This is a genomic window from Amycolatopsis ultiminotia (assembly GCF_039536925.1).
Lineage (GTDB): Bacteria > Actinomycetota > Actinomycetes > Mycobacteriales > Pseudonocardiaceae > Amycolatopsis > Amycolatopsis ultiminotia.
In genome coordinates this window covers 1-20527 of sequence record NZ_BAAAZN010000003.1, presented here as the reverse complement: position 1 = coordinate 20527, position 20527 = coordinate 1, and the positions used below count along the sequence as shown (strand labels likewise).

Below are 20527 nucleotides of genomic sequence, written 5' to 3'. Positions count from 1 at the left end.
CCAGGACGCACCGAGCGCAGTGCAGGGTGTGGCCGCCGCGCAAAGTGCCAACGCCGGCCGGAGCGCCGGTGCCGGTCCGGGTGCCGGTACCGGTCAGGGCGCCAGCGCGGGTCGAGGTCCTGACGTGGGCGAAGGAGCCGGTGCGGACCGGGGCGTCGGTGCCGGGCGGAGTGCCAACGCCGGTCGAGGTGCCGACGCAAGCCGAGGTGCCGGTCCGGGTGCTGGAGCTGATCGAGGTGCCGGTGCCGGTCCGGGTGCCAACGCCGGTCGAGGTGCCGAGGCCGCGCGAGGTGTTGCTGCGGGGCACGGAGTCAAGTCGACACAGGGTGCTGGCGTAAGCGAAGGTGCTGGCTCCGACGCCGTGCAGGGTGTCGCCGCGGGGCACGGGGGCAGGGCTGCGCACGGTGCTGACACCAGCGAAGGAAGTCAAGCAGGCCAGCGAGCCGACACTGCCAGGGACGACATCGCTCGGGCTGGGGCTGGTGTGGCGCGGGGTGGGGTTGAGGTGCCTGGTGCCGGGGCTGCCACGGTTCGGGCTGTGGTTGGCACCCGCGGTGCTGGGGCTGACGCGGTTCGGGCTGTGGTTGGCGCTCGCGGTGCTGGGGCTGACGCGGTTCGGGCTGTAGTTGGCGCCCGTGGTGCCGGGGCTGACACGGTTCGGGCAGTGGCTGGTGCCCGCAGCGCCGGGGCTGGTGTGGCTCGGGCAGTGGTTGGCGCCCGCAGCGCCGGGGCTGGTACCCCCAGCGCCGGGGTTGACACGGTCCGAGCCGTCGCTGGAAACGTCGGGGCTGGGGCTGATGCTGGCCGGGCTGGGGAGCATGTCACCGAAGTCGAGGTTCGTGCGTCTGTCCGGCCTGTTGTCGTGCGTCCGGGGCTTCGGTTGATCGAGCGTGGTGATCCGGCTGCTGCTCCCGGCTCGACGGTCACCTTTGTGGTCACTGCGGTCAACACCGGGTCCGCTGTGCTCATCGTCGACGGGCGGCGGCTCTTGCCTGGGGAGCGGCTGCTCTGGACCCGGACCGCGGTCGCGCCCGGTGGTGGGACATTCACGGACTCTGCGAAAGTCGAGGCGGTTCCCGAGGTGAGTGGTGCGGAGCCGTTCACCGTGCGGGCGGGCGCGCGAGGGCAAGTGCGGTCCGGGGCCGGCGCTGCTGCGCTCACGCCGCGGCCCGCCGAGGACTCCGACCCGGACGTCCGGACATATGCCCTGACCAGCCTGATTCTTCTCGGCTGTGGAGCCTTGCTGGTCCGGGTCACCCGGCGGACCAAGATCGAACGGAGTGCCGGATCTCACTGTACTGGGTTACACCGCCGGTGACCGGGTACTGGTTGGCTGGAAGTAGGTAGGAAAATTTCCCAGGGAAAGGCGGGCGGCATGTCCGACCTCGCGTCCGGCGAACGGGCAGGCCAGCAGCATCTCGCACACGTCGTGTTCATCGCGGGCGCGGCGGCGGTCGGCGGCTTTCTGTTCGGCTACGACAGTTCCAACATCAACGGTGCCGTGCTCGGCATCCAGAACCACTTCGACGTCGGGGCCGCTGCCACCGGACTCACGGTGTCCAGCGCGCTCATCGGCTCGGCCGTCGGCGCGTGGTTCGGTGGTCTGCTGTCCGATCGGATCGGCCGGATCCGGACCATGCAGCTGGCCGCGGTGTTGTTCTTCATCAGCGCGTTCGGCGCGATGTTCCCGTTCGGCATCGTGGATCTCGCGCTCTGGCGGGTGGTCGGCGGGATCGCGATCGGCGTCGCGTCGGTGATCGGGCCCGCCTACATCGCCGAGGTCGCACCGCCCGCGTACCGGGGACGGCTGGCCAGCCTGCAGCAGCTTGCGATCGTGCTCGGCATCGGGGTGTCCGCGCTGGTCAACTGGGTGATCAAGGATGTCTCCCCGACCGCCGCGGACGGTTCGCACGACCTCAACGGCAGCCTCGGCGGCCTCGAGCCCTGGCAGTGGATGCTCGGCGCCGCGGCGGTCCCCGCGGTGCTCTACTTCGTGCTCGCCTCGATCATCCCGGAATCGCCGCACTACCTGCTGTCGATCGGCAAGACCGAGAAGGCGCGCAAGGTGCTCGCCGAAGTCGAGGGCGAGGACGTCGTCGAGGCCAAGCTGGCCGACATCCAGCGTGGTCTGCGTACCGAGCGGCGGCCGAAGGTGCGGGACCTGCTCGGCGGGCGGTTCGGGCTGTTGCCGATCGTGTGGGTCGGCATCGCGCTCGCGGTGTTCCAGCAGTTCGTCGGGATCAACGTGATCTTCTACTACTCCGACACGCTGTGGCACTCGGTCGGCCAAAACACCGACTCCCTGCTGATCTCCATGGTCAGCCCGGTGATCAACATCCTCGGCACGTTCATCGCGATCGCCTTCATCGACCGGGTGGGGCGCAAACCGCTGCTGCTCATCGGGTCGGTCGGCATGGCGATCGGGCTCGGGGCCGCCGCCGTGGCGTTCGGCCACGCGCAGACCGTGCACGGCGAGCTGAGCCTGCCCGGTGCATGGGGACCGGTCGCGCTGGTGTTCGCCAACGTCTTCGTGCTCTCCTTCGCGCTGTCCTGGGGGGTGATCCTGTGGGTGCTGCTCGGCGAGATCTTCCCGCTGCGCATCCGCAGTGCCGCGCTCGCCATCGGCACCGCGGCCAACTGGGTGGCGAACTGGCTGGTCACGGTCAGCTTCCCGAGCATGTCCGATTGGAACCTCAGCGCCACCTACTGGATCTACGCGGCCTTCGCGCTGTTGTCGATCCCGTTCGCGCTCAAGTTCGTGCGGGAAACGAAGGGGACCGCGATCGAGGACGTGTCCTGACGCCGGGCTACTGAGCTTCGCCGATCGCCCGCCCGCGAAGGTCGCCGTAGCGAGCCAGCACGGTCGCGCGCAGCTTCGGATCAGTGCGTGGCACCGGCTCGATGAAGACCTCGCGCACGTCGCCGAACTGCTCGTCCAGCTCGTCGGCGAGGCGTACGCAGGCCCGTTCGACATCGGCTGCGCCCAATGCGTCGTCGAAGTCCACGCGGGCGCAGACCAGGACGTGGTCGGTACCCATCAGCATGGTCTGCAGGTCGACCAGCGCCTCGATCTCGGGCGCCGCGGCGAGGTGGTCGCGCACCCCGCGCACGAGCCGCGGATCGGCCTGCCTGCCCACGAGCAGACCGCGGTTGGTGCGCCCGAGCAGGTAGGCCACGCAGGCGAGCAGCAGGCCGATCAGGATCGAGGCGAGGCCGTCCCAGACCGACGAGCCGGTGAGCTGGTGCAGCCCGATGCCGGCGAACGCGAGCAGCAGGCCGATCAGCGCGGCGGAGTCCTCGAAGAGCACGGTCTTGGGTGCCGGGTCGTCGATCAACCGCAGGTAGCCGAAGAACGACCGGCCCTCGGCCTTCGCGTCCCGGCGCACCTGCCGGACCGCCTGCAGCCAGGAAACCCCTTCCAGCGCGAAGCCCACCGCAAGCACCACGTAGCCGACGATTGGGTTCGTCTGGTCCTCGGACTGCCCGAACACCGTGGTGAACCCTTCGTACAGCGCGAAAACCGCACCGGACGCGAAGATCGAGACCGCGGCGAGCAGCGCCCAGAAGTAGCGCTCCTTGCCGTAGCCGAACGGGTGGACGCGGTCGGCCGGGCGTTCGGACCGTTTGAGTGCGGTCAGCAGCAGAACCTCGGTGATCGTGTCGGCGACCGAATGCGCGGCCTCGGACAACATCGCACCCGATCCGGTGATGATGCCCGCGATCAGCTTCAGCACCGCGATGGCCAGGTTCACCCCGCCCGCCAGCACGACGGTGAGGGTGCTTTCGCCGCCGGAGGATTCGTCCTGCTCGCTCACCCGCAGCAGACTAGCCGTCCGGCGGCCTTCACAGGCGGTGAAGTCCCGCAAGCACACGGTGCAGCACCTCGAGCGAGGGCTGACCGTCGCCGGCGTGGCTGTCGTGCACCGTCACGAGCCCCAGGTCGGCCAGGTCGTCGAGCAGTACGCGGACGACGCCCAGCGGCACCTCGAGCGTGGCCGCGACCTCCGCGACCGAACGGGGGTGCCGGCACAGCGACCGCACCGGGATCGACTCGGCAGGCACCTGCGCCGCGGTCCACCGCGGATCCTCCGGGACGGCGGACACCAGCGTCTCGACGGCGAGGTACCGCCGCGCCTGCGTCCGGCCGCGGGTGAGCACATAGGGGCGGACGATCGTGCTCGGCGACGACGGGGGGACGGCAGTCTCGGCTTCGGCAGCAGAACTCGGCTCGGGATGTGCGGCGTCCGGCTCGGAATGCGCAGGGCCAGTGGATTCTGGTTCGGGATGTGCGGCAGCCGCAGGTTCTGGTTCGGGATGTGCGGCGGCGGATGCCGGCTCGTGCGCCGGTTCCGGGGTTGCCTGGTCCGGTTCGCCGGTCAGGCGCTCGGCGAGCGCCGCACTGGGGAATCGGGTGCCGACCCGGCCGACCGGTGAGAGTGGCGGCGGTACCGACGGCGGTTCTTCGCCGTCGAATCGGGAAAGGGTTTTCGCGCTCGGAAAACGTGCGCCGGTGCGACCTGTCGGCCTCGGTTGCCGCTTTCCGCCCATTGCTCCGCTCCCGGTTTACGGTTGACGAATACCGCCTCACGGGCCCACGGCGATCGCGAGGAGAGCCAGAATACGCCGCTTGTCCAGGGGGATGAAATGTCGTGCGGCAGGACCAGAAATACCGGCAGGAATTGTTAACGGCGTGTTTCGCTTATTTGACGAATCGACGTACGGCGTCGAAGTGCGGTCATCGCGACGCCGATTGCCACCGCAGCGAGCACAGACTGTTCGACGGTTGCCGCGAAGCCGGCGTCGAGTGCGGTAAGCAGCCCTAGCCAGCCGTACGTGATGGTGGCGCCCGCCGCGAGCGAGATGGCCGGAGGACGTGCACGCACCGCGTACGTGACCACAGCTGCTTCTAACGCCAGTGCTATGCCAACAGCCGGCCACGAAGGCAGCGGAGACATCTTCATCACGACTTGGAACGCGGTGCTCGCGACAAGCCCCACAGCGAACCCCACCCAGCCGTTGCCGTGCGCTTGCCTTGTGACGCCGGTGAAGCGAAGGCTTACGACTACGAGCGCTGCAACGACCACGAGCGCGCCGACCAGCTGCACCGGCGAAGCGAGGAAGTGCCCTATCCGGTAGTTCACGACGAACGTCGCCGCACAGCCAACTAGCAGGACACAGCTCCACACCCACATACCGGGGCGCCGCAACCACGGCGTACGGCCGGAGAAAGCCTCTGCGATTGCGATAGGTGTGGCGATGCTCCACACCGTGTGCAGCGTCAGCACGTACACGGTCCACCGCCCGCCAATGCCGAGCCAAGGTATGTACGCGGCGCTCAACAGGTCGCCACCGAGGTAGTGCTGGTTGAACAGCGTCTGTGTGAGCAGCCCTTCCTCGACGACGCCGTACGCGAGCGCGAGCACCAGGATCGTCGGCCAGCCACGGCCGAGTCGCCGCGCGACTTCACGGATCAACACCGCCCCGGCGCCGTAGAACGCCACGAAGATCGCGAACGTGACCAGCTGCCGCCCGACTTCTGGCGGGCCCGCCAGGTACTGGTCGCCGAGCAGGAACTCGGCGAAGAACGGCGAGAGTACGGCCAACGACGCGACGGCAGTCTTCCGGAACGGCATGTCGTGATGGTCCCGTCCGGTCCGGCCGCGGATCCGGGCCGCGTATCACGATCCGGCCATGACAAATGTCCCGGCACGAGAACGGCCCTCCCCTGCGCTCACGCACCGGGGAGGGCCGTCGACGGGGAACTTCTCAGTCGTCGCCCTCCGGCAGCGGGGTGCCGGTCGGCTTCTCGTCCGTCGGCACGTCCGGCTGTTCGGAAAGCTCGGCGTCCGAATCGCCGAGCGCCGGTGCACCTGCCGCGACCAGCGTCGGCTCCGGCTTCCGCTTCACCGCGGTGAGCAGCAGCTGCGCCACGTCCACGACCTCGACCTTCTCGCTCGCCACGCCGTCGCTCTGGCGCGAGGTCACGCCGTCGGTGAGCATCACGCGGCAGAACGGGCAGCCGGTGGCGATCTTCGACGGTGCCGTGCCGAGCGCCTCGTCCACGCGCTCCACGTTGATCCGCTTGCCGATCTTCTCTTCCATCCACATCCGCGCACCACCGGCGCCGCAGCACATCGACCGGTCGCCGTGCCGCGGCATCTCGCGCAGCTTCGCCCCGGACGCCCCGACGAGCTCACGCGGCGCGTCGTAGACCTTGTTGTGCCTGCCCAGGTAGCACGGGTCGTGGTAGGTGACGTCCTCGGCGACGGGCGCCACCGGCGTCAGGTACTTCTCGCGCACCAGCCGGTTCAGCAGCTGCGTGTGGTGCACGACGTCGAACTGGCCGCCGAGCTCGGGGTATTCGTTGGCGAGCGTGTTGAAGCAGTGCGCACAGGTCACGACGACCTTGCGCGCCTTGCGTTCCCGGCCTTCGAACACCGAGTTCAGCACCTCGACGTTCTGCTGCGCGAGCATCTGGAACAGGAACTCGTTGCCCGCGCGACGGGCCGGGTCACCGGTGCAGGACTCCTCGGAACCCAGCACGGTGTACTTCACGCCCGCGATGTGCAGCAGCTCCGCCACTGCACGGGTGGTCTTCTTCGCGCGGTCCTCGAACGCACCGGCGCAGCCGACCCAGAACAGGTACTCCGCGTCGCCGAGGTCGCCGTCGAACACCGGCACCTCGAAGTCCAGATCCTCCGTCCACTGCAGACGGTCCTTGGCGTTCTGACCCCACGGGTTGCCCTTGTTCTCCAGGTTCTTGAACATGCCGTTCAGTTCGGTGGGGAACGAGGATTCGATCATCACCTGGTAACGCCGCATGTCCACGATGTGGTCCACGTGCTCGATGTCCACCGGGCACTGTTCCACGCAGGCGCCGCAGGAGGTGCACGACCACAGCACGTCCGGATCGATGACGCCACCGTCGTCGCCGACCAAAGCCTTCTGCGACTCCGCGATCGCGAGGACGTCGATGCCCGCGTACATCCCGGACCCCGCCCCGCCACCGCCCTCAACGGAGGCGCCGTGCGCCGCTGTGTCGTCTTTACCGGACAACCCGACTTCGTCGCCCGCCATGTCACGCTTGCCGCCGGCCATCAGGTACGGCGCCTTCGCGTAGGCGTGGTCGCGAAGCTGCGTGATGAGCAGCTTCGGCGACAACGGCTTGCCGGTGTTCCACGCCGGGCACTGCGACTGGCAACGGCCGCATTCGGTGCAGGTGGAGAAGTCGAGCCAACCCTTCCAGCTGAAGTCCTCGATCGCGCCGGCGCCGAAGGTGTCCTCGTCCGGGTCGGCCTCCTCGAGGTCGAGCACCTTACCCTTGCTCATCATCGGCTTGAGCTTGCCGAGCGCGACGCCGCCGTCGGCTTCGCGCTTGAAGTAGATGTTGAAGAACGCGCTGAACCGGTGCCACGCCACGCCCATGGTCATGGTGCGCGCGACGACGATCAGCCACACCGTGGCGCTCATCAGCTTGATGAAGGCGAAGACCGATACCAGCGCGGCACTCGACGGCAGTGCCCAGCCGACCGGGTTGGACACGAAGGCGGCCCAGGTCGGCGTCTCGTGGACGTGCATCGCGGCCTTCGCGGCGCGGACGCCGATGATGCCGACGCCCTCGACGATCACCACGGCCTCGACGAAGTACGCCCACTTGAAGTTCGATCCGGCGAAGCGTGACTGCCGGTCGGCGCGGCGCGGGTGGTTGAGCTGGCGGATGATCGCCAGCGCGACCCCGCCGACCACGGTGCCGACGCCGAGCAGCTCCATCAGCAGGCTCCACGGCGCCCAGTCCTCGAGCACCGGCCAGCCCCAGGTCGGGACGAACACCTCACCGTAGGCCTCGAACAGCGCGAGCGACCCGATCAGGAAGCCCCACATCACCATCCAGTGCCACGGCGCGACCTGGCGGAACTTCGCCATCCGGGTGTGGACCGCGAACTCCTTGACCATGGTCACCAGCCGGGCCGTGAAGGGCCCGTTGCGGGTGCCATCGGGCTGGCCGAGCCGGATCACCCGCACGAAGCGGGCCACGGTCGCGATGAACATTCCCCAGGCGATGATGCCCAGGAGGACCGAGATCCCCCCGAGCGTCAGCTGTACCGCGCCCATCGTCGGGTGCCTTTCGTCCGGTGTGGTGGTAGCCGGTGCGCGAGCGCCGGCTGCGGAGCAGGGTAACGCTTCTTACTGATGGGTAACCGGTTGGCCGGGCCCAAGTCCCACCGATGTGGTGCACGCCTCGCTAGCTAATGGGACCATCGTTCAGGTAGTTTTTCCTCATGGGTGCTTACTTGTACCTCGCTCTGGCGATCGCCGCAGAAGTGACCGGCACCGTTTCGCTCAAGCTGTCCGACGGGTTCTCGCGGCTGCTGCCGTCGGTGCTCGTGGTCGTCGGCTACGGCGTGGCGTTCTTCGCGCTCTCGCAGGTACTGAAGCTGGGGTTGCCGATCGGCGTGGCGTACGCGATCTGGGCCGCCGCCGGGGTTGCGCTGGTCGCGCTGGTGGGGGTGCTGTTTCTCAAGGAGCCGGTCAATCTCGCCATGCTTTCCGGGCTGGTACTGGTGGTCGGCGGTGTGGTGCTGATCGAGGTCGGGAGCAACGCGTGAAGATCCAGACCGACGGACGCAAGGTGCGTGGCGAGAAGCGGCGCGCGGAAATCATCGAGGCCACCCTGCGGGTGATCGAACGGGACGGCGTCGCCGGGGTCACCCACCGCACCGTCGCCACCGAGGCCGGCGTGCCCACCACGTCCACCACCTACCACTTCAGCTCGCTGGACGACCTGCTCGTGGCCACGCTCATCTCGTGCGCGCGGGACATGGCGACCGAGGTGTACTGGATGATCGACCGGGCCCGCTCGCGCGGCAGCCGCGGGGCCGAGGAGGTGGCCGGGCTGCTCGCCGAAGCACTCGGGCCACGGCGTGGCCGCACGATGGCGGAGTACGAGCTGTACCTGCTCGCTGCCCGCAAGCCCGAACTGCGTCCGGCTGCCCGGCGCTGGCTCGACGTGCTGACCTCGATGGTCCGGCACGACGACGAGGTCGCCTTCCGGGTGTTCCTCGCCGGCATCGACGGGCTGCTCATCCAGGGCCTGATCGACGATGAACCGCCGTCCGCGGAAGAACTTCGCCCGGTGGTGGACTACCTGCTCAAACCGCGCTGACGAATTCGGTGGAGCACAGCTGCCGCGCTCGGCTAGCTTGCCGGGCATGCGGGTGGTTGGTGAGTACGAAGTGGACGACAGCCGGGAGCGGCTGGATCTCGACGTGTTGTGGAAGTTCCTCTCCACCGAGGCCTACTGGGGCCGCTGGCGCACGCGCGAGCAGGTCGAGGCGGCGGTGGCCGGATCGTGGCGGGTGGTCGGCGCGTACGAGCGCGCGACCGGCCGCCAGGTCGCGTTCGCCCGAGCCTTTTCCGACGGGGTGAGCTCGGCCTACCTCGGCGACGTCTTCGTGGTCGAGGACGCCCGCGGTGCCGGGCTTGGCAAGGAAATCGTGCGCGAGATGATCGACAACGGCCCTGGTGCGGGATTCCGGTGGATGCTGCACACCGCCGACGCGCACGGCCTGTACCGGCAGTTCGGCTTCGCCGAGCACACCAGGGGCCGCTACCTCGAACGCGAGGGCGTCAACCGCGAGTCGCTGCGGTAGGTCCACAGCAGACCGGCGGTGGACGCCCCCGGCGCAGGAACGGCTCAGCCCTTGTTCTCGTAGAGCGCGGTGATCGTCGCCCTGGCGAGGGTGTGGCCGAATATGGTGAAGCCGAGGAACGCCGGCGACGCGTCGGCGCCCACTTCGAGGGTGTCCACGTCGAGCGCGTGCACCACGACGTAGTAGCGGTGCGGGCCGTGGCCCGGCGGCGGGGCGGCGCCGAGGAACTGCTTCACGCCGCCGTCGCCCTTCAGAGTGACGGCGGCGTCGGGCAGGCCGGAGCCGGTCGCGTCGCCCGCACCGGAGGCCAGTTCGGTGACCGAAGCCGGGATGTTGAACACCGCCCAGTGCCAGAAGCCGCTGGCGGTGGGTGCGTCCGGGTCGTACACGGTCACCGCGAAACTGCGGGTGTCCTCGGGGAAGCCCTCCCAGGACAGCTGCGGCGACCGGTCCTCGCCGCCTGCTCCGAAGATGCCCGAAAGGTGCGGCGTCGCGAGCGTTTCGCCTTCGGCGATGTCGGTGCTGCGCAGGGTGAACGAGGGCACCGAAGGCAGGAAGTCGTACGGGTTGGGTCGCTGAGGCATCGATCCTCCTGATCACGGAAAGTCCGTCCGCCGCCAGGTTATGGCCCCGGCCCGCCGGGCGCCCTCTCAGGGATGTTTCGGGGGGTTTACCGGATGTCACCGGGGCCTCGCTGCTTCTAACGTCTCCGGGGACGAACGAGCGGCACGAGGGGAAGAAACCATGGCACGCCCGCTTCTGGCTCTGGGTGGCATCGTCGTGATCGGCGTGGGGGTGGCGATCGCGTTCGGCTGGGACGTCGGCTCCTCGGTCACCAGGGACGCCACCGTCAGCCGGCAGATCCGCGGGGTGCAGCTGGCGAGCGATTCGGGCGACGTGCACATCCGCACCGGCACCGGTCCGGTCCGGGTGCACCAGAAGATCGACTACTACTTCCGCGGCGAGCCCGGCGACGCCTTCCACGTGGAGGGCGATCAGCTGGTGCTGGCCGACTGCGGCGACAACTGCGACGCCGACTTCGACGTCGTGGTCCCGGCCGGCGTGCCGGTCACCGGCAAGTCCGACTCGGGGTCGCTGGACATCGCGGGCGTGGGCAGTGTCGACGTCACCGCGGACAGCGGCCGCGCGGAGGTCGCCGACGTCGCCGGTCCGGTGACCCTTCGCCTCGACAGCGGTTCGATCGACGTGCACAACGCCGGTGACGTCAAGCTGCACAGCGACTCCGGTCGCGTGACAGCGGACGGCGTGCGCGGACCGGTCGACATCTCGGCCGACAGCGGCCGGGTGGAGCTCGGGCTCGCACAACCCGCGAACGTCAAGGTCAAGGCCGATTCCGGCAGCGTCGAGCTGCGCGTGCCCGCCGACGGCTCTTACCGCGTCATCGGAGACAGCGACAGCGGTCACCGTTCCGTGGACATTCCGCAGAACCCCGGACCCGACCCGAAGACGCTCGACCTGAACACCTCCAGCGGCAGCGTCACCGTCAAGGCCGCCTGACTTCCCACAGGGGGGAACCGCTCCATGCGCAAGATCGAAACGAGGCTGCTCGCGGCCGTACTGACCGGCGCGGTGGCCGCGTTCGTGGTGACCGCTGCGTTCGGGCACCAGTCCGCCCCCGCACCCGCCACCGAGGTGGCCGTGGTGCGGGTCGCCGTGCCACCGGGCGACGTCCGGCTGGCCGACACCGTGGTGATCCGCAGCGACGTGGACCACCGGGCCGCTCGGCTGCCCGCCTCCGCGCGACCCGTGTGAGCCTTGCCGCGCTGGTGAGCACCCTCACATCGGAGTAGGGGTGCTCCGCAGCTGGTCCCGGGAACAAGAGCCGAGGCTTGCCCGTTACTCTGGTACGAAGGTTGAGCGCGTTCGGCTCAAGTCTGGTTGACGAGCCGAGCGCGGGACCGGTAGAACCTGCCAAGGGGTCGCTCAAGGCCGCCCCGAAGGCGCAGGTCACGAACATAGCAGGAGAACTGCCAACACGAGAGGAAGCACCATGGCGCGAGCGGTCGGCATCGACCTCGGCACGACCAACTCGGTCGTCGCCGTCCTGGAGGGCGGCGAGCCGACGGTCATCGCCAACTCGGAAGGCTCCCGGACCACCCCGTCGATCGTCGCCTTCGCCAAGAACGGCGAAGTGCTGACCGGTCAGCCGGCGAAGAACCAGGCCGTGACGAACGTCGACCGGACCATCCGGTCGGTCAAGCGGCACATCGGCACCGACTGGAAGACCGAGATCGACGGCAAGGGCTACACGCCGCAGGAGATCAGCGCGCGCGTGCTGATGAAGCTCAAGCGCGACGCGGAGTCCTACCTCGGCGAGGAGATCACCGACGCGGTGATCACCGTTCCGGCGTACTTCGAGGACGCCCAGCGGCAGGCCACCAAGGAGGCCGGCCAGATCGCCGGCCTGAACGTGCTGCGCATCGTCAACGAGCCGACCGCGGCGGCGCTGGCCTACGGCCTCGACAAGGGCGAGAAGGAACAGACCATCCTGGTCTTCGACCTCGGTGGCGGTACGTTCGACGTGTCGCTGCTGGAGATCGGCGAGGGCGTCGTCGAGGTCCGCGCGACCTCCGGTGACAACCACCTCGGTGGTGACGACTGGGACGAGCGCATCGTCACCTGGCTGGTCGACAAGTTCAAGTCTGCCAACGGCATCGACCTGACCAAGGACAAGATGGCGCTGCAGCGCATCCGGGAGGCGGCGGAGAAGGCGAAGATCGAGCTGTCCAGCTCCAACTCCGCCAGCATCAACCTGCCCTACATCACCGTCGACGGGGACAAGAACCCGCTGTTCCTCGACGAGACGCTCTCCCGCGCCGAGTTCCAGAAGATCACCTCGGACCTGCTCGACCGCACCAAATCGCCGTTCAACAACGTGATCCGCGATGCGGGCATCTCGGTCGGCGACATCGACCACGTGGTGCTCGTGGGTGGTTCCACCCGGATGCCCGCGGTTGCCGACCTGGTCAAGGAGCTGACCGGCGGACGGGAGCCGAACAAGGGCGTGAACCCGGACGAGGTCGTCGCGGTCGGCGCGGCGCTGCAGGCCGGTGTGCTCAAGGGCGAGGTCAAGGACGTCCTGCTGCTCGACGTGACCCCGCTGTCGCTGGGCATCGAGACCAAGGGCGGGGTGTTCACCAAGCTGATCGAGCGCAACACCACGATCCCGACCAAGCGCAGCGAGATCTTCTCCACCGCGGACGACAACCAGCCCTCGGTGCAGATCCAGGTGTTCCAGGGTGAGCGGGAGATCGCCGCGCACAACAAGAAGCTCGGCATGTTCGAGCTGACCGGCCTGCCGCCTGCCCCGCGTGGCGTGCCGCAGATCGAGGTCACCTTCGACATCGACGCCAACGGCATCGTGCACGTCCTCGCGAAGGACCTCGGCACGAACAAGGAGCAGTCGATGACGATCACCGGCGGCTCCGCGCTGCCGAAGGACGACATCGAGCGGATGGTCAAGGACGCCGAGGCGCACGCCGAGGAGGACAAGACCCGCCGCGAAGAGGCCGAGACCCGCAACCAGGCGGAGACGCTGGTCTACCAGACCGAGAAGTTCGTCAAGGACAACGAGGACAAGCTGCCCGACGACCTCAAGGGCAAGGTGAACTCGGCGATCGACGAGGCGAACGAGGCGCTCAAGGGCACCGACTCGGCCAAGATCCGCGAGTCCATCGAGAAGCTGAACACCGCTTCGCAGGAGCTGGGCAGCGCGCTGTACGCGAACGCGGGCGGTGCCGAGGGTGCCCCCGGTGCCGACGCCGGTGCCGCGGACGGAGCCCAGCAGCAGGCCAAGGCCGAGGACGACGTCGTTGACGCCGAGATCGTGGAAGAGGACGAGAAGAAGTGACCCCACGCCACTCCGAACCCGAGGGCCAAGGCCCCGAGGAACCGGTGGTCGTGCGGGACCGGCGGCGGGTCGACCCGCAGACCGGAGAGGTCCGGGAGCCCGAGCCGGAGACCGCGGCCGCCGACGCAGAGCCAGCGGCCGCCGAGGAGGAGCCCGCGGTGCACGCGGGCCCCTCGCTCGGTGACTCGGCGGACGACGCGGTCGCGGCCGGGTCGGACGTCGAGAAGCAGCTGTCCGAGCGCACCGCCGATCTGCAGCGGCTGCAGGCGGAGTACGCCAACTACCGCAAGCGGGTGGACCGCGACCGCGAGGCCGTGGTGCAGGGCGCCAAGGCGTCCGTGGTCGGCGAGCTGCTGCCGCTGCTCGACGACCTCGAGCGCGCGGAGCAGCACGGCGACCTCACCGGCGCGTTCAAGGCGGTCGGCGACAAGCTGGTCAGCGGTCTGCAGCGGGCAGGCCTCGAATCGTTCGGCACCGAGGGCGAGGACTTCGATCCGAGCGTGCACGAGGCGGTCCAGCACAACACCTCGCCGGACGTGTCGGGCCCGACGGTCACCGTGGTCATGCGCCGCGGGTACCGCTTCGGGGACCGGGTCCTGCGGGCGGCGCTGGTCGGGGTCACCGACCACGAGCCGGTCGAGGCAGGCCCGGTCGACCCGCCGGTCGGCGGCGAGCTGCCGCTCGACGGGTCGTTCGATGAGTCCGAGCAGCAGTAACCGGCGTTTCGCAGCGAAAGGAGGAGACACCCGATGAGTGCTCGGGAGTGGATCGGCAAGGACTTCTACCAAGAGCTGGGTGTCTCCTCCGACGCGACCGCGGACGAGGTCAAGAAGGCCTATCGCAAGCTGGCCAAGGAAAACCACCCGGACGCCAACGCGGGCAACACCAAGGCGGAGAACAAGTTCAAGGCCGTGTCCGAGGCATACGGGGTGCTCTCCGATCCGGCCAAGCGCAAGGAGTACGACGAGGCACGCAGCATGTTCGGCTCCGGCGGGGCCGGTGGCTTCGGCGGTTTCCCCGGCGGTGGCACCGGTGCGGGCGGGTTCGACATGAGCGACCTGTTCGGCCAGGCCGGTGCGCAGCAGCAGGGCGGCTTCGGTGGGCTCGGCGACATCCTTGGCGGCATTTTCGGCCGTGGCGGCCGGGGCGGCGCGGCAGGTGCGGCCAACCGGCCGCAGCGCGGCGCCGATGTGGAGACCGACGTGCGGATCGACTTCCTCGAGTCGGTCAAGGGCGCCACGCTGCCGTTGCGGCTGTCCAGCCCGGCGACCTGTGCCACCTGCGGTGGCAACGGGGCGAAGCCGGGCACGGCACCACGGGCCTGCTCGACCTGTGGCGGATCCGGTCTGGTGAGCCGCAGCCAGGGCGCGTTCGCGTTCTCCGAACCGTGCCGGGACTGCCGCGGCCGCGGCCAGATCATCGACGACCCGTGCCCGGAGTGCGGTGGCGAGGGCATCAGCACCCGCACCCGCACGCTCACCGTGCGCATCCCGCCGGGCGTGAAGGACGACCAGCGGATCCGGCTCGGTGGACAGGGTGAACCGGGCCGCGGCGGTGCGCAGGCCGGTGACCTGTACGTACGGGTGCACGTGGCGCCGCACCAGCTGTTCGGGCGCCAGGACCTGGACCTCACGCTCACCGTGCCGGTGGACTTCACCGAACTGGCGCTCGGCACCACCATCACGGTGCCGACCCTGGAGGGGAAGGTCTCACTCAAGGTGCCTGCCGGTACCGCGAGTGGCCGAGTGTTGCGCGTGCGCGGAAAGGGCATTCAGAAGCGGGACGGTGCGCAGGGCGACCTGCTGGTCACCTTGGCCGCGGCCGTTCCGGCGAAGCTCGACGACGAAGCACGCTCGGCGCTGGAGAGCTACGCCGAGGCGATGAAGGGCCACGACCCGCGGCCTGAGATCTCCGAGTTGCTCGAAGGCAGGTGACGCGAGATGTTCGGCGGTACTCCGGGACTCCCGTTCGGCGCGGACGAGGACACTCCGGTGTTCGTGATCTCGGTGGCGGCCCAGCTGTCCGGGCTGCACGCCCAGACACTGCGTTCGTACGACCGGCAGGGCCTGGTGTCCCCCGGGCGCACCTCCGGAGGTGGCCGCCGGTACTCCATGCGTGACATCGCACTGCTGCGTGAGGTCCAGCGCCTCTCGCAGGAGGCGGGCGTGAACCTCGCGGGGGTCAAGCGCATCATCGAGCTGGAGAACCAGGTCGACGCGCTGCGCTCGCGGGTCCACGAGCTCACCGAGGAACTGGCCGCCGCGCACGCGGCCGCCGAACACGCCGCCGCGGCAGTGCACGCTTCCTACCGCAAGGACCTGGTGCCGTTGCGGCAGCAGACCGCCTTGGTGGTGTGGAAACCCAAGAAGCGCTGAGGCGTTGCGCCGATGGCCCTCTTCCGTTCGGGGAGAGGGCCATCGGTTTTTCCGCGGGCGCACCGGTCTGGCGCAAGGCGGCTCGCCCCCATCGCCGTCGACCGGGCTCAGTCCACGGTGAACGGGTCGTACTGGATCTGCCCGAGTGCGCTGCCCGCGACGAGCATGCGGGACACCGTCGCGCGGATCATCGCCGGCGAGCCGGACACCAGGATGTCGTGGTCCGGCCAGGCGCCGTAGCGGGTCACCGCCTCGGCGAGGGTGCCCTGTTCACAGCCCGGCAGGTGGTCGCGTTCGACGACCGGGGTGATGGACAGCCACGGGTTCGTCGCGGCGAGCGCACGCAGCTCCTCGAGGTCGTAGAGCTCCTCGCGGGTCGAACCGCCGTAGAACAGCCGCGTCTTCGGGTTCTCGCCCCACAGTGCGAGGTGGTCGAGGATCGAGCGCAGCGGGGCCAGCCCGGTGCCGCCCGCCACCATCAGCACGCCCTTGGACCGTTCGCGGTCCACCGCCATCCGGCCGATCGGCGGGCCGAGCCGCCACACGTCTCCTGGCTGGGTGTGGCTGACGACGGCCCGCGAAACCCATCCGCCGTCCACCGCGCGCACGTGGAACTCGATCCCGCCGTCCTCACGGGGTGCGTTGGCAGGCGAAAGGTAGCGCCACAACCGTGGCCGCTGCGGCACCTCCACGCTCATGTACTGCCCGGGGCTGTAGGGCACCGGCTGCTCCGGGACCAGCCGGACCAAGGCGAGGTCCCAGGTCAGCCGCCGGTGCTCGACCACGGTGGCGTGCCAGGACGGCGGGTTCGCGTCCGCCGCGGCCGCCTCCTGCATTGCGCGCGCGACGATGGTGAACGCCTCGGCCCAGGCCCGTTCCACCTTCGGCGTCCACTCCGGGCCGAGGTGGCTCTTGAGCGCGGCGAGCAGCGCCGTGCCGACCGCCTCGTAGTGCTTCGGGATCACGCCGAACTTGCGGTGGTCCCGCCCGAGCTGGCGCAGGAACGGGACCAGGTCGTCCGGCCGGTCCACCATCTGCACGATGCGGACCAGTGCGCGCACCAGACGGCCGCGCTGCACTTCCATGTTGATCGGGAAGAAATCGCGGGTGGCCGGTGCGAGCGTGAACAGCATCCCGTAGAAGAACTGCGAGATCTCCGGGAGATAGGGCTCCGACTTGGCCCAGGTGTCCCGGATCAACCGCACCATGGCGGTGACCGCGGCCGGCGCCTCGCGGTGTGCCGCGGAACGCGGGATCGGGCTGATCGAGTCGGCTGTCATGGGGTGTTCTTCACCGGTACGCAGGGACGGGAACGGGTGGTCACGGATGGTCTGCCGCCAGGTCCGGCGGCTTCGGCTCGCGCCGTCTCGCGGACTTCCCGCGGGAATGCACCACTCCGGCTCCTCGTTGTTCGGAAGGCCTCCACCGCGTCGGCTCGGCGCGGCTCGTCCGCAGAGTAGCCGTAGTCCGGCCACTTGCTCGCAACGTTGCTCCGGTCGGGTTACCGACCCGGACGTCGACGTGGGGCAGCTCACGGGATAGATAGTTGCCCTACGCAACCTTCCGACCGTAAACTTGTAACGTACAAGCAATTGGGTGAGCGCCCGGGAGGAACCGATGAGCTCTGCCGACGACGTCAGGCTCGAGCTGTTGCGTGAGCTGCGGAGCTCGGCCCAGCTCCAGCACCTGTGGGTCATGCAGGCCTGGCAGGAGGAACCCGGGTTGCACCCCGCCGCCGGAATGCTGCTGTCCGATCTTGCCAAGCACGGCGAGGCCCGGCCCTCGGAGCTGGCCAAGCGCAGGCTCGTCGACCTGTCGGTGATCAGCAGGCAGATCACCCAGCTGCAGGCGGCCGGCCTGATCGACCGGCGCCCCGCTCCCGAGGACGGGCGGGCCTCGCTGATCAGTGCGTCGGAGAAGGGGCACGCCGAGCTGGAGCGCTGGCGGGTGGGGTATCTCGCGTTCTTCGAGAAGGCACTCGGCGGCTGGGACGAGGGGCGGCTGGCGGACCTGACGAGCAGGCTCGCCGACCTCAACGCCGATCTGCGGGCGACGATCGGCGCACCGGAGAATTGCACCGTGCACGTGGGAAAGTGAAGTAACGAGAAGTGGATAACACAGCAACCGGTGAGCCGATGACCCACCGGGAAATCATGAAGGCCTTCACCGGCCTGTTGCTGGCCCTGCTGGTGGCGTTGCTGTCGTCGACGATCGTGTCCAACGCACTGCCGACGATCCTCGCCGACCTGCACGGTTCGCAGAGTCAGTACACCTGGGTCGTCACCGCGACGTTGTTGACCTCCACCGCGACCACCCCGATCTGGGGCAAGCTTTCGGACCTGTTCAGCAAAAAACTGCTGTACCAGCTGGCCATCGTCATCTTCACCGCCGGTTCCGTGCTCGGCGGTATTTCGCAGTCGATGCCGGAGCTGATCGCCTTCCGCGCGGTGCAGGGCATCGGGCTCGGCGGGTTGCAGGCGCTGATCCAGGTCGTGATCGCGGCGATGATCGCGCCGCGCGAGCGTGGCCGCTACTCCGGTTACACCGGTGCGGTGTTCGCCGTGGCGACCGTTTCCGGGCCGTTGATCGGCGGTCTGATCGTGGACTCGCCGCTCGGCTGGCGCTGGTGCTTCTGGGTGTGCGTGCCGATCGCGGTGATCGCGTTCGTGGTACTCGGCCGGACGCTGAAACTGCCGGTGCTCAAGCGGAAGGTGCGCATCGACTGGCTTGGCGCGACCCTGCTGGTCGGCGGCGTTGCGCTGCTGCTGATCTGGGTTTCGCTTGCCGGCCAGAGCTTCGGCTGGGCCTCGTGGTCGAGCGTCGGTTACGTCGGCGGCGCGGTGGTGGCGCTGGCGCTGGCGGTGTTCGTCGAATCGCGTGCCGCGGAGCCGGTGGTGCCGCTGCGGCTGTTCCGCAACCGCACGTTCACGCTGTCCGTGCTCGGTTCACTCGCGGTCGGCACCGCGATGTTCGGCGGTTCGGTGTTCCTCGGGCAGTACTACCAGATTTCCCGCGGCTTCTCGCCGACGCACGCGGGACTGATGACCCTGCCGATGGTGCTCGGCCTTGCGATCGCCTCGACCGGAGCGGGCCAGGTGATCTCGCGGACCGGCCGGACGAAGCCGTTCATGGTTGCCGGCGGGACCCTGCTGGTGGCCGGGCTGTTCCTGCTCAGCACGGTGGACCACAGCACGAACCTCACGATGATGGGCGGCTACCTCGCACTGGTCGGCCTCGGGCTTGGCTTCCTGATGCAGAACCTCGTGCTGGTGGTGCAGAACACCGTGGCGATGAAGGACATGGGTTCCGCGTCGTCGGTCGTCACTTTCTTCCGGTCGCTCGGTGGTGCGGCGGGGGTGTCCGCACTGGGCGCGGTGCTGTCCGCGCAGGTCGCCACGAACATCACGAAGTCGTTGACGCACCTGGGAGTTCCGGCCGGGGGCGCAGTACAAGGCGGAGGCGGCACGCTCGACATCGCTTCGCTGCCGCCGGCATTGCAGCCGGTGGTGCGGGCCGCCTTCGGTGACTCGACCGGCACGGTTTTCCTGTTCGCTGCGGTGATCGCGGTGGTCACGTTCTTCGCGGTGCTGTTCATGAAGGAGGTGCCGCTGCGCCGGACGCTCGACGCGGACGCCCCGGCCGCCGCGGCCACCACCGTCGCGGAAGCACCTGCGGAGATGACGACGGTGCTGCGTGGGCGAATCCTCGACGCAAGCGGTCGCGCAGTTTCCGGTGTCGTGCTCACGCTCACCGACATGGCCGGCCGTCAGGTCGACGTCGGCCGTACGGGCCGCACCGGCGAGTACGAACTGGCAGCGAATGCGGAGGGCGAGCACGTCCTTCTGGCGACAGCCGGTTCTTCTCGGCCGGCCGTGTCCACGGTGCGGCTCGGCGGCACGCCGCTGTGGCACGACCTCCTGCTCGACAGCCACAGCTCTGTCGCGGGCCGGGTGCGCACTGCCGGTCGGCACGCCGCCGTCGGAGGTGCGGTGCTGACGTTGACCGACAGCGCCGGTGCGGTCACCGCTTCACACATCGCAGGTGGCGACGGCGCGTACAGCTTCAACAGCATCCCGCCCGGCGCGTACACGCTCACCGTGACTGCGTACGGCCACACGCCGCACGCGGAACCGCTTGCCGTCGGCGTTGAAGCTTCCTTGCGGCACGATGTAGTTCTTGAAGAGGAGTACGCCGCCCACCACGGAACGCTGGACTGACCGGAACTCCGCGCCATCCGGTGATTGCCGGAAGGACTCAGACCGTGTCCTGCGTGGTCGTCGGTTGTTGTATTGATCATGGTTGAGGAGGCCGGCGGGCCGAAGCCGATGCTCGCCGGCCTCCTCTAAGGCGTGGCTGGCAAAGGTTTCTGCTGGCGGTTGAGATGCTGCCGGGTGTGTCTCGGTTTCAGTTGCTGTCAGACGATCGGTGGGCCTTGATCGAAGACCTGCTGCCGGTCCGCACCGGTAAACAAGGCCGACCGTTCTCCGATGCCCGATCGATGGTCGAAGGGATCATCTACCGGTATCGATGCGGGATCGCCTGACGGGACGTGCCGGCGGTATTCGGTCCGTGGCAGACGATCTGGACCTGGCACCGGCGGATGGCCGGCGACGGAACCGGGGACACCGTGC

20 protein-coding genes are annotated in these 20527 nt (G+C 68.9%); 14 read left to right on the top strand and 6 right to left on the bottom strand.

Annotated features, from left to right (window positions below; genetic code table 11):
- Positions 1–404: 404 nt before the first annotated feature.
- Positions 405–626, top strand: coding sequence for a hypothetical protein (locus ABD793_RS07815; RefSeq protein ID WP_344858132.1), 222 nt, complete (start codon positions 405–407; stop codon positions 624–626).
- 749 nt (positions 627–1375) lie between these two features.
- Positions 1376–2800 carry a sugar porter family MFS transporter gene (locus tag ABD793_RS07810; protein WP_344856985.1) on the top strand — a complete coding sequence of 475 codons (1425 nt, stop codon included), beginning with the start codon at positions 1376–1378 and terminating at the stop codon, positions 2798–2800.
- Positions 2801–2807: 7 nt separating this feature from the next.
- On the opposite strand, the gene ABD793_RS07805 is transcribed toward ABD793_RS07810, so the two are convergent.
- The 4 genes from ABD793_RS07805 to ABD793_RS07790 form a co-directional block, all read right to left on the bottom strand.
- A complete protein-coding gene (locus ABD793_RS07805) occupies positions 2808–3815 on the bottom strand; it encodes a cation diffusion facilitator family transporter (RefSeq protein WP_344856983.1) in 1008 nt (335 codons plus the stop codon).
- 28 nt (positions 3816–3843) lie between these two features.
- Positions 3844–4158, bottom strand: a complete 315-nt coding sequence (locus ABD793_RS42650; protein ID WP_425548669.1) for a DUF742 domain-containing protein — start codon at positions 4156–4158, stop codon at positions 3844–3846.
- Between the two features lie 524 nt (positions 4159–4682).
- The gene (locus tag ABD793_RS07795; protein WP_344856979.1) at positions 4683–5633 is read right to left on the bottom strand and encodes a hypothetical protein; all 951 of its coding nucleotides are present in this window, start codon (positions 5631–5633) and stop codon (positions 4683–4685) included.
- Between the two features lie 133 nt (positions 5634–5766).
- Positions 5767–8112 carry a (Fe-S)-binding protein gene (locus ABD793_RS07790; RefSeq protein WP_344856977.1) on the bottom strand — a complete coding sequence of 782 codons (2346 nt, stop codon included), beginning with the start codon at positions 8110–8112 and terminating at the stop codon, positions 5767–5769.
- 167 nt (positions 8113–8279) lie between these two features.
- Between ABD793_RS07790 and ABD793_RS07785 the strand changes: the two genes are divergently transcribed.
- Genes ABD793_RS07785 through ABD793_RS07775 form a run of 3 tightly spaced genes read left to right on the top strand, consistent with a single transcriptional unit; the run spans position 8280 to position 9650 of the window.
- A complete protein-coding gene (locus ABD793_RS07785) occupies positions 8280–8606 on the top strand; it encodes a DMT family transporter (protein ID WP_344856975.1) in 327 nt (108 codons plus the stop codon).
- Positions 8603–9163: a TetR/AcrR family transcriptional regulator gene (locus ABD793_RS07780; protein ID WP_344856973.1), complete on the top strand. Its 561-nt coding sequence runs from the start codon at positions 8603–8605 to the stop codon at positions 9161–9163. The genes ABD793_RS07785 and ABD793_RS07780 overlap by 4 nt, the downstream gene beginning before the upstream one ends.
- 46 nt (positions 9164–9209) lie before the next feature.
- The gene (locus ABD793_RS07775) at positions 9210–9650 is read left to right on the top strand and encodes a GNAT family N-acetyltransferase (protein WP_344856970.1); all 441 of its coding nucleotides are present in this window, start codon (positions 9210–9212) and stop codon (positions 9648–9650) included.
- A 44-nt stretch (positions 9651–9694) separates the two neighbouring features.
- Here ABD793_RS07775 and ABD793_RS07770 read toward each other — a convergent pair whose 3' ends face one another.
- Positions 9695–10234: a YbhB/YbcL family Raf kinase inhibitor-like protein gene (locus ABD793_RS07770; protein WP_344856967.1), complete on the bottom strand. Its 540-nt coding sequence runs from the start codon at positions 10232–10234 to the stop codon at positions 9695–9697.
- 160 nt (positions 10235–10394) lie between these two features.
- On the opposite strand from ABD793_RS07770, the gene ABD793_RS07765 reads away from it, so the two are divergent.
- From ABD793_RS07765 to ABD793_RS07740, 6 genes are all read left to right on the top strand, one after another.
- Positions 10395–11168 carry a DUF4097 family beta strand repeat-containing protein gene (locus ABD793_RS07765; protein ID WP_344856965.1) on the top strand — a complete coding sequence of 258 codons (774 nt, stop codon included), beginning with the start codon at positions 10395–10397 and terminating at the stop codon, positions 11166–11168.
- A gap of 24 nt (positions 11169–11192) precedes the next feature.
- Positions 11193–11423 (top strand): hypothetical protein, encoded by a 231-nt coding sequence (locus tag ABD793_RS07760; protein ID WP_344856962.1) that lies wholly within the window; start codon positions 11193–11195, stop codon positions 11421–11423.
- 238 nt (positions 11424–11661) lie between these two features.
- Positions 11662–13521 carry a molecular chaperone DnaK gene (dnaK, locus tag ABD793_RS07755; RefSeq protein ID WP_344856959.1) on the top strand — a complete coding sequence of 620 codons (1860 nt, stop codon included), beginning with the start codon at positions 11662–11664 and terminating at the stop codon, positions 13519–13521.
- Complete coding sequence (grpE, locus tag ABD793_RS07750; RefSeq protein WP_344856956.1) at positions 13518–14237, top strand: nucleotide exchange factor GrpE; 720 nt, start codon at positions 13518–13520, stop codon at positions 14235–14237. Before dnaK ends, grpE begins: the two co-directional genes overlap by 4 nt.
- Before the next feature lie 33 nt (positions 14238–14270).
- Positions 14271–15455 (top strand): molecular chaperone DnaJ, encoded by a 1185-nt coding sequence (dnaJ, locus tag ABD793_RS07745; RefSeq protein ID WP_344856953.1) that lies wholly within the window; start codon positions 14271–14273, stop codon positions 15453–15455.
- A gap of 6 nt (positions 15456–15461) precedes the next feature.
- Positions 15462–15896: a heat shock protein transcriptional repressor HspR gene (locus ABD793_RS07740; RefSeq protein WP_344856949.1), complete on the top strand. Its 435-nt coding sequence runs from the start codon at positions 15462–15464 to the stop codon at positions 15894–15896.
- A 107-nt stretch (positions 15897–16003) separates the two neighbouring features.
- Here the strand turns inward: ABD793_RS07740 and ABD793_RS07735 are convergent, their stop codons facing one another.
- On the bottom strand, positions 16004–17176 hold the full coding sequence (locus ABD793_RS07735; RefSeq protein WP_344856945.1) for a globin domain-containing protein: 1173 nt from the start codon (positions 17174–17176) through the stop codon (positions 16004–16006).
- Positions 17177–17513: 337 nt separating this feature from the next.
- Between ABD793_RS07735 and ABD793_RS07730 the strand changes: the two genes are divergently transcribed.
- The 3 genes from ABD793_RS07730 (at position 17514) to ABD793_RS42645 (ending at position 20439) form a co-directional block, all read left to right on the top strand.
- Positions 17514–17993: a MarR family winged helix-turn-helix transcriptional regulator gene (locus tag ABD793_RS07730; RefSeq protein WP_344856941.1), complete on the top strand. Its 480-nt coding sequence runs from the start codon at positions 17514–17516 to the stop codon at positions 17991–17993.
- A gap of 38 nt (positions 17994–18031) precedes the next feature.
- A complete protein-coding gene (locus tag ABD793_RS07725; RefSeq protein ID WP_344856937.1) occupies positions 18032–20113 on the top strand; it encodes an MFS transporter in 2082 nt (693 codons plus the stop codon).
- A 164-nt stretch (positions 20114–20277) separates the two neighbouring features.
- A complete protein-coding gene (locus tag ABD793_RS42645) occupies positions 20278–20439 on the top strand; it encodes a transposase (RefSeq protein ID WP_425548668.1) in 162 nt (53 codons plus the stop codon).
- Positions 20440–20527: the final 88 nt, after the last annotated feature.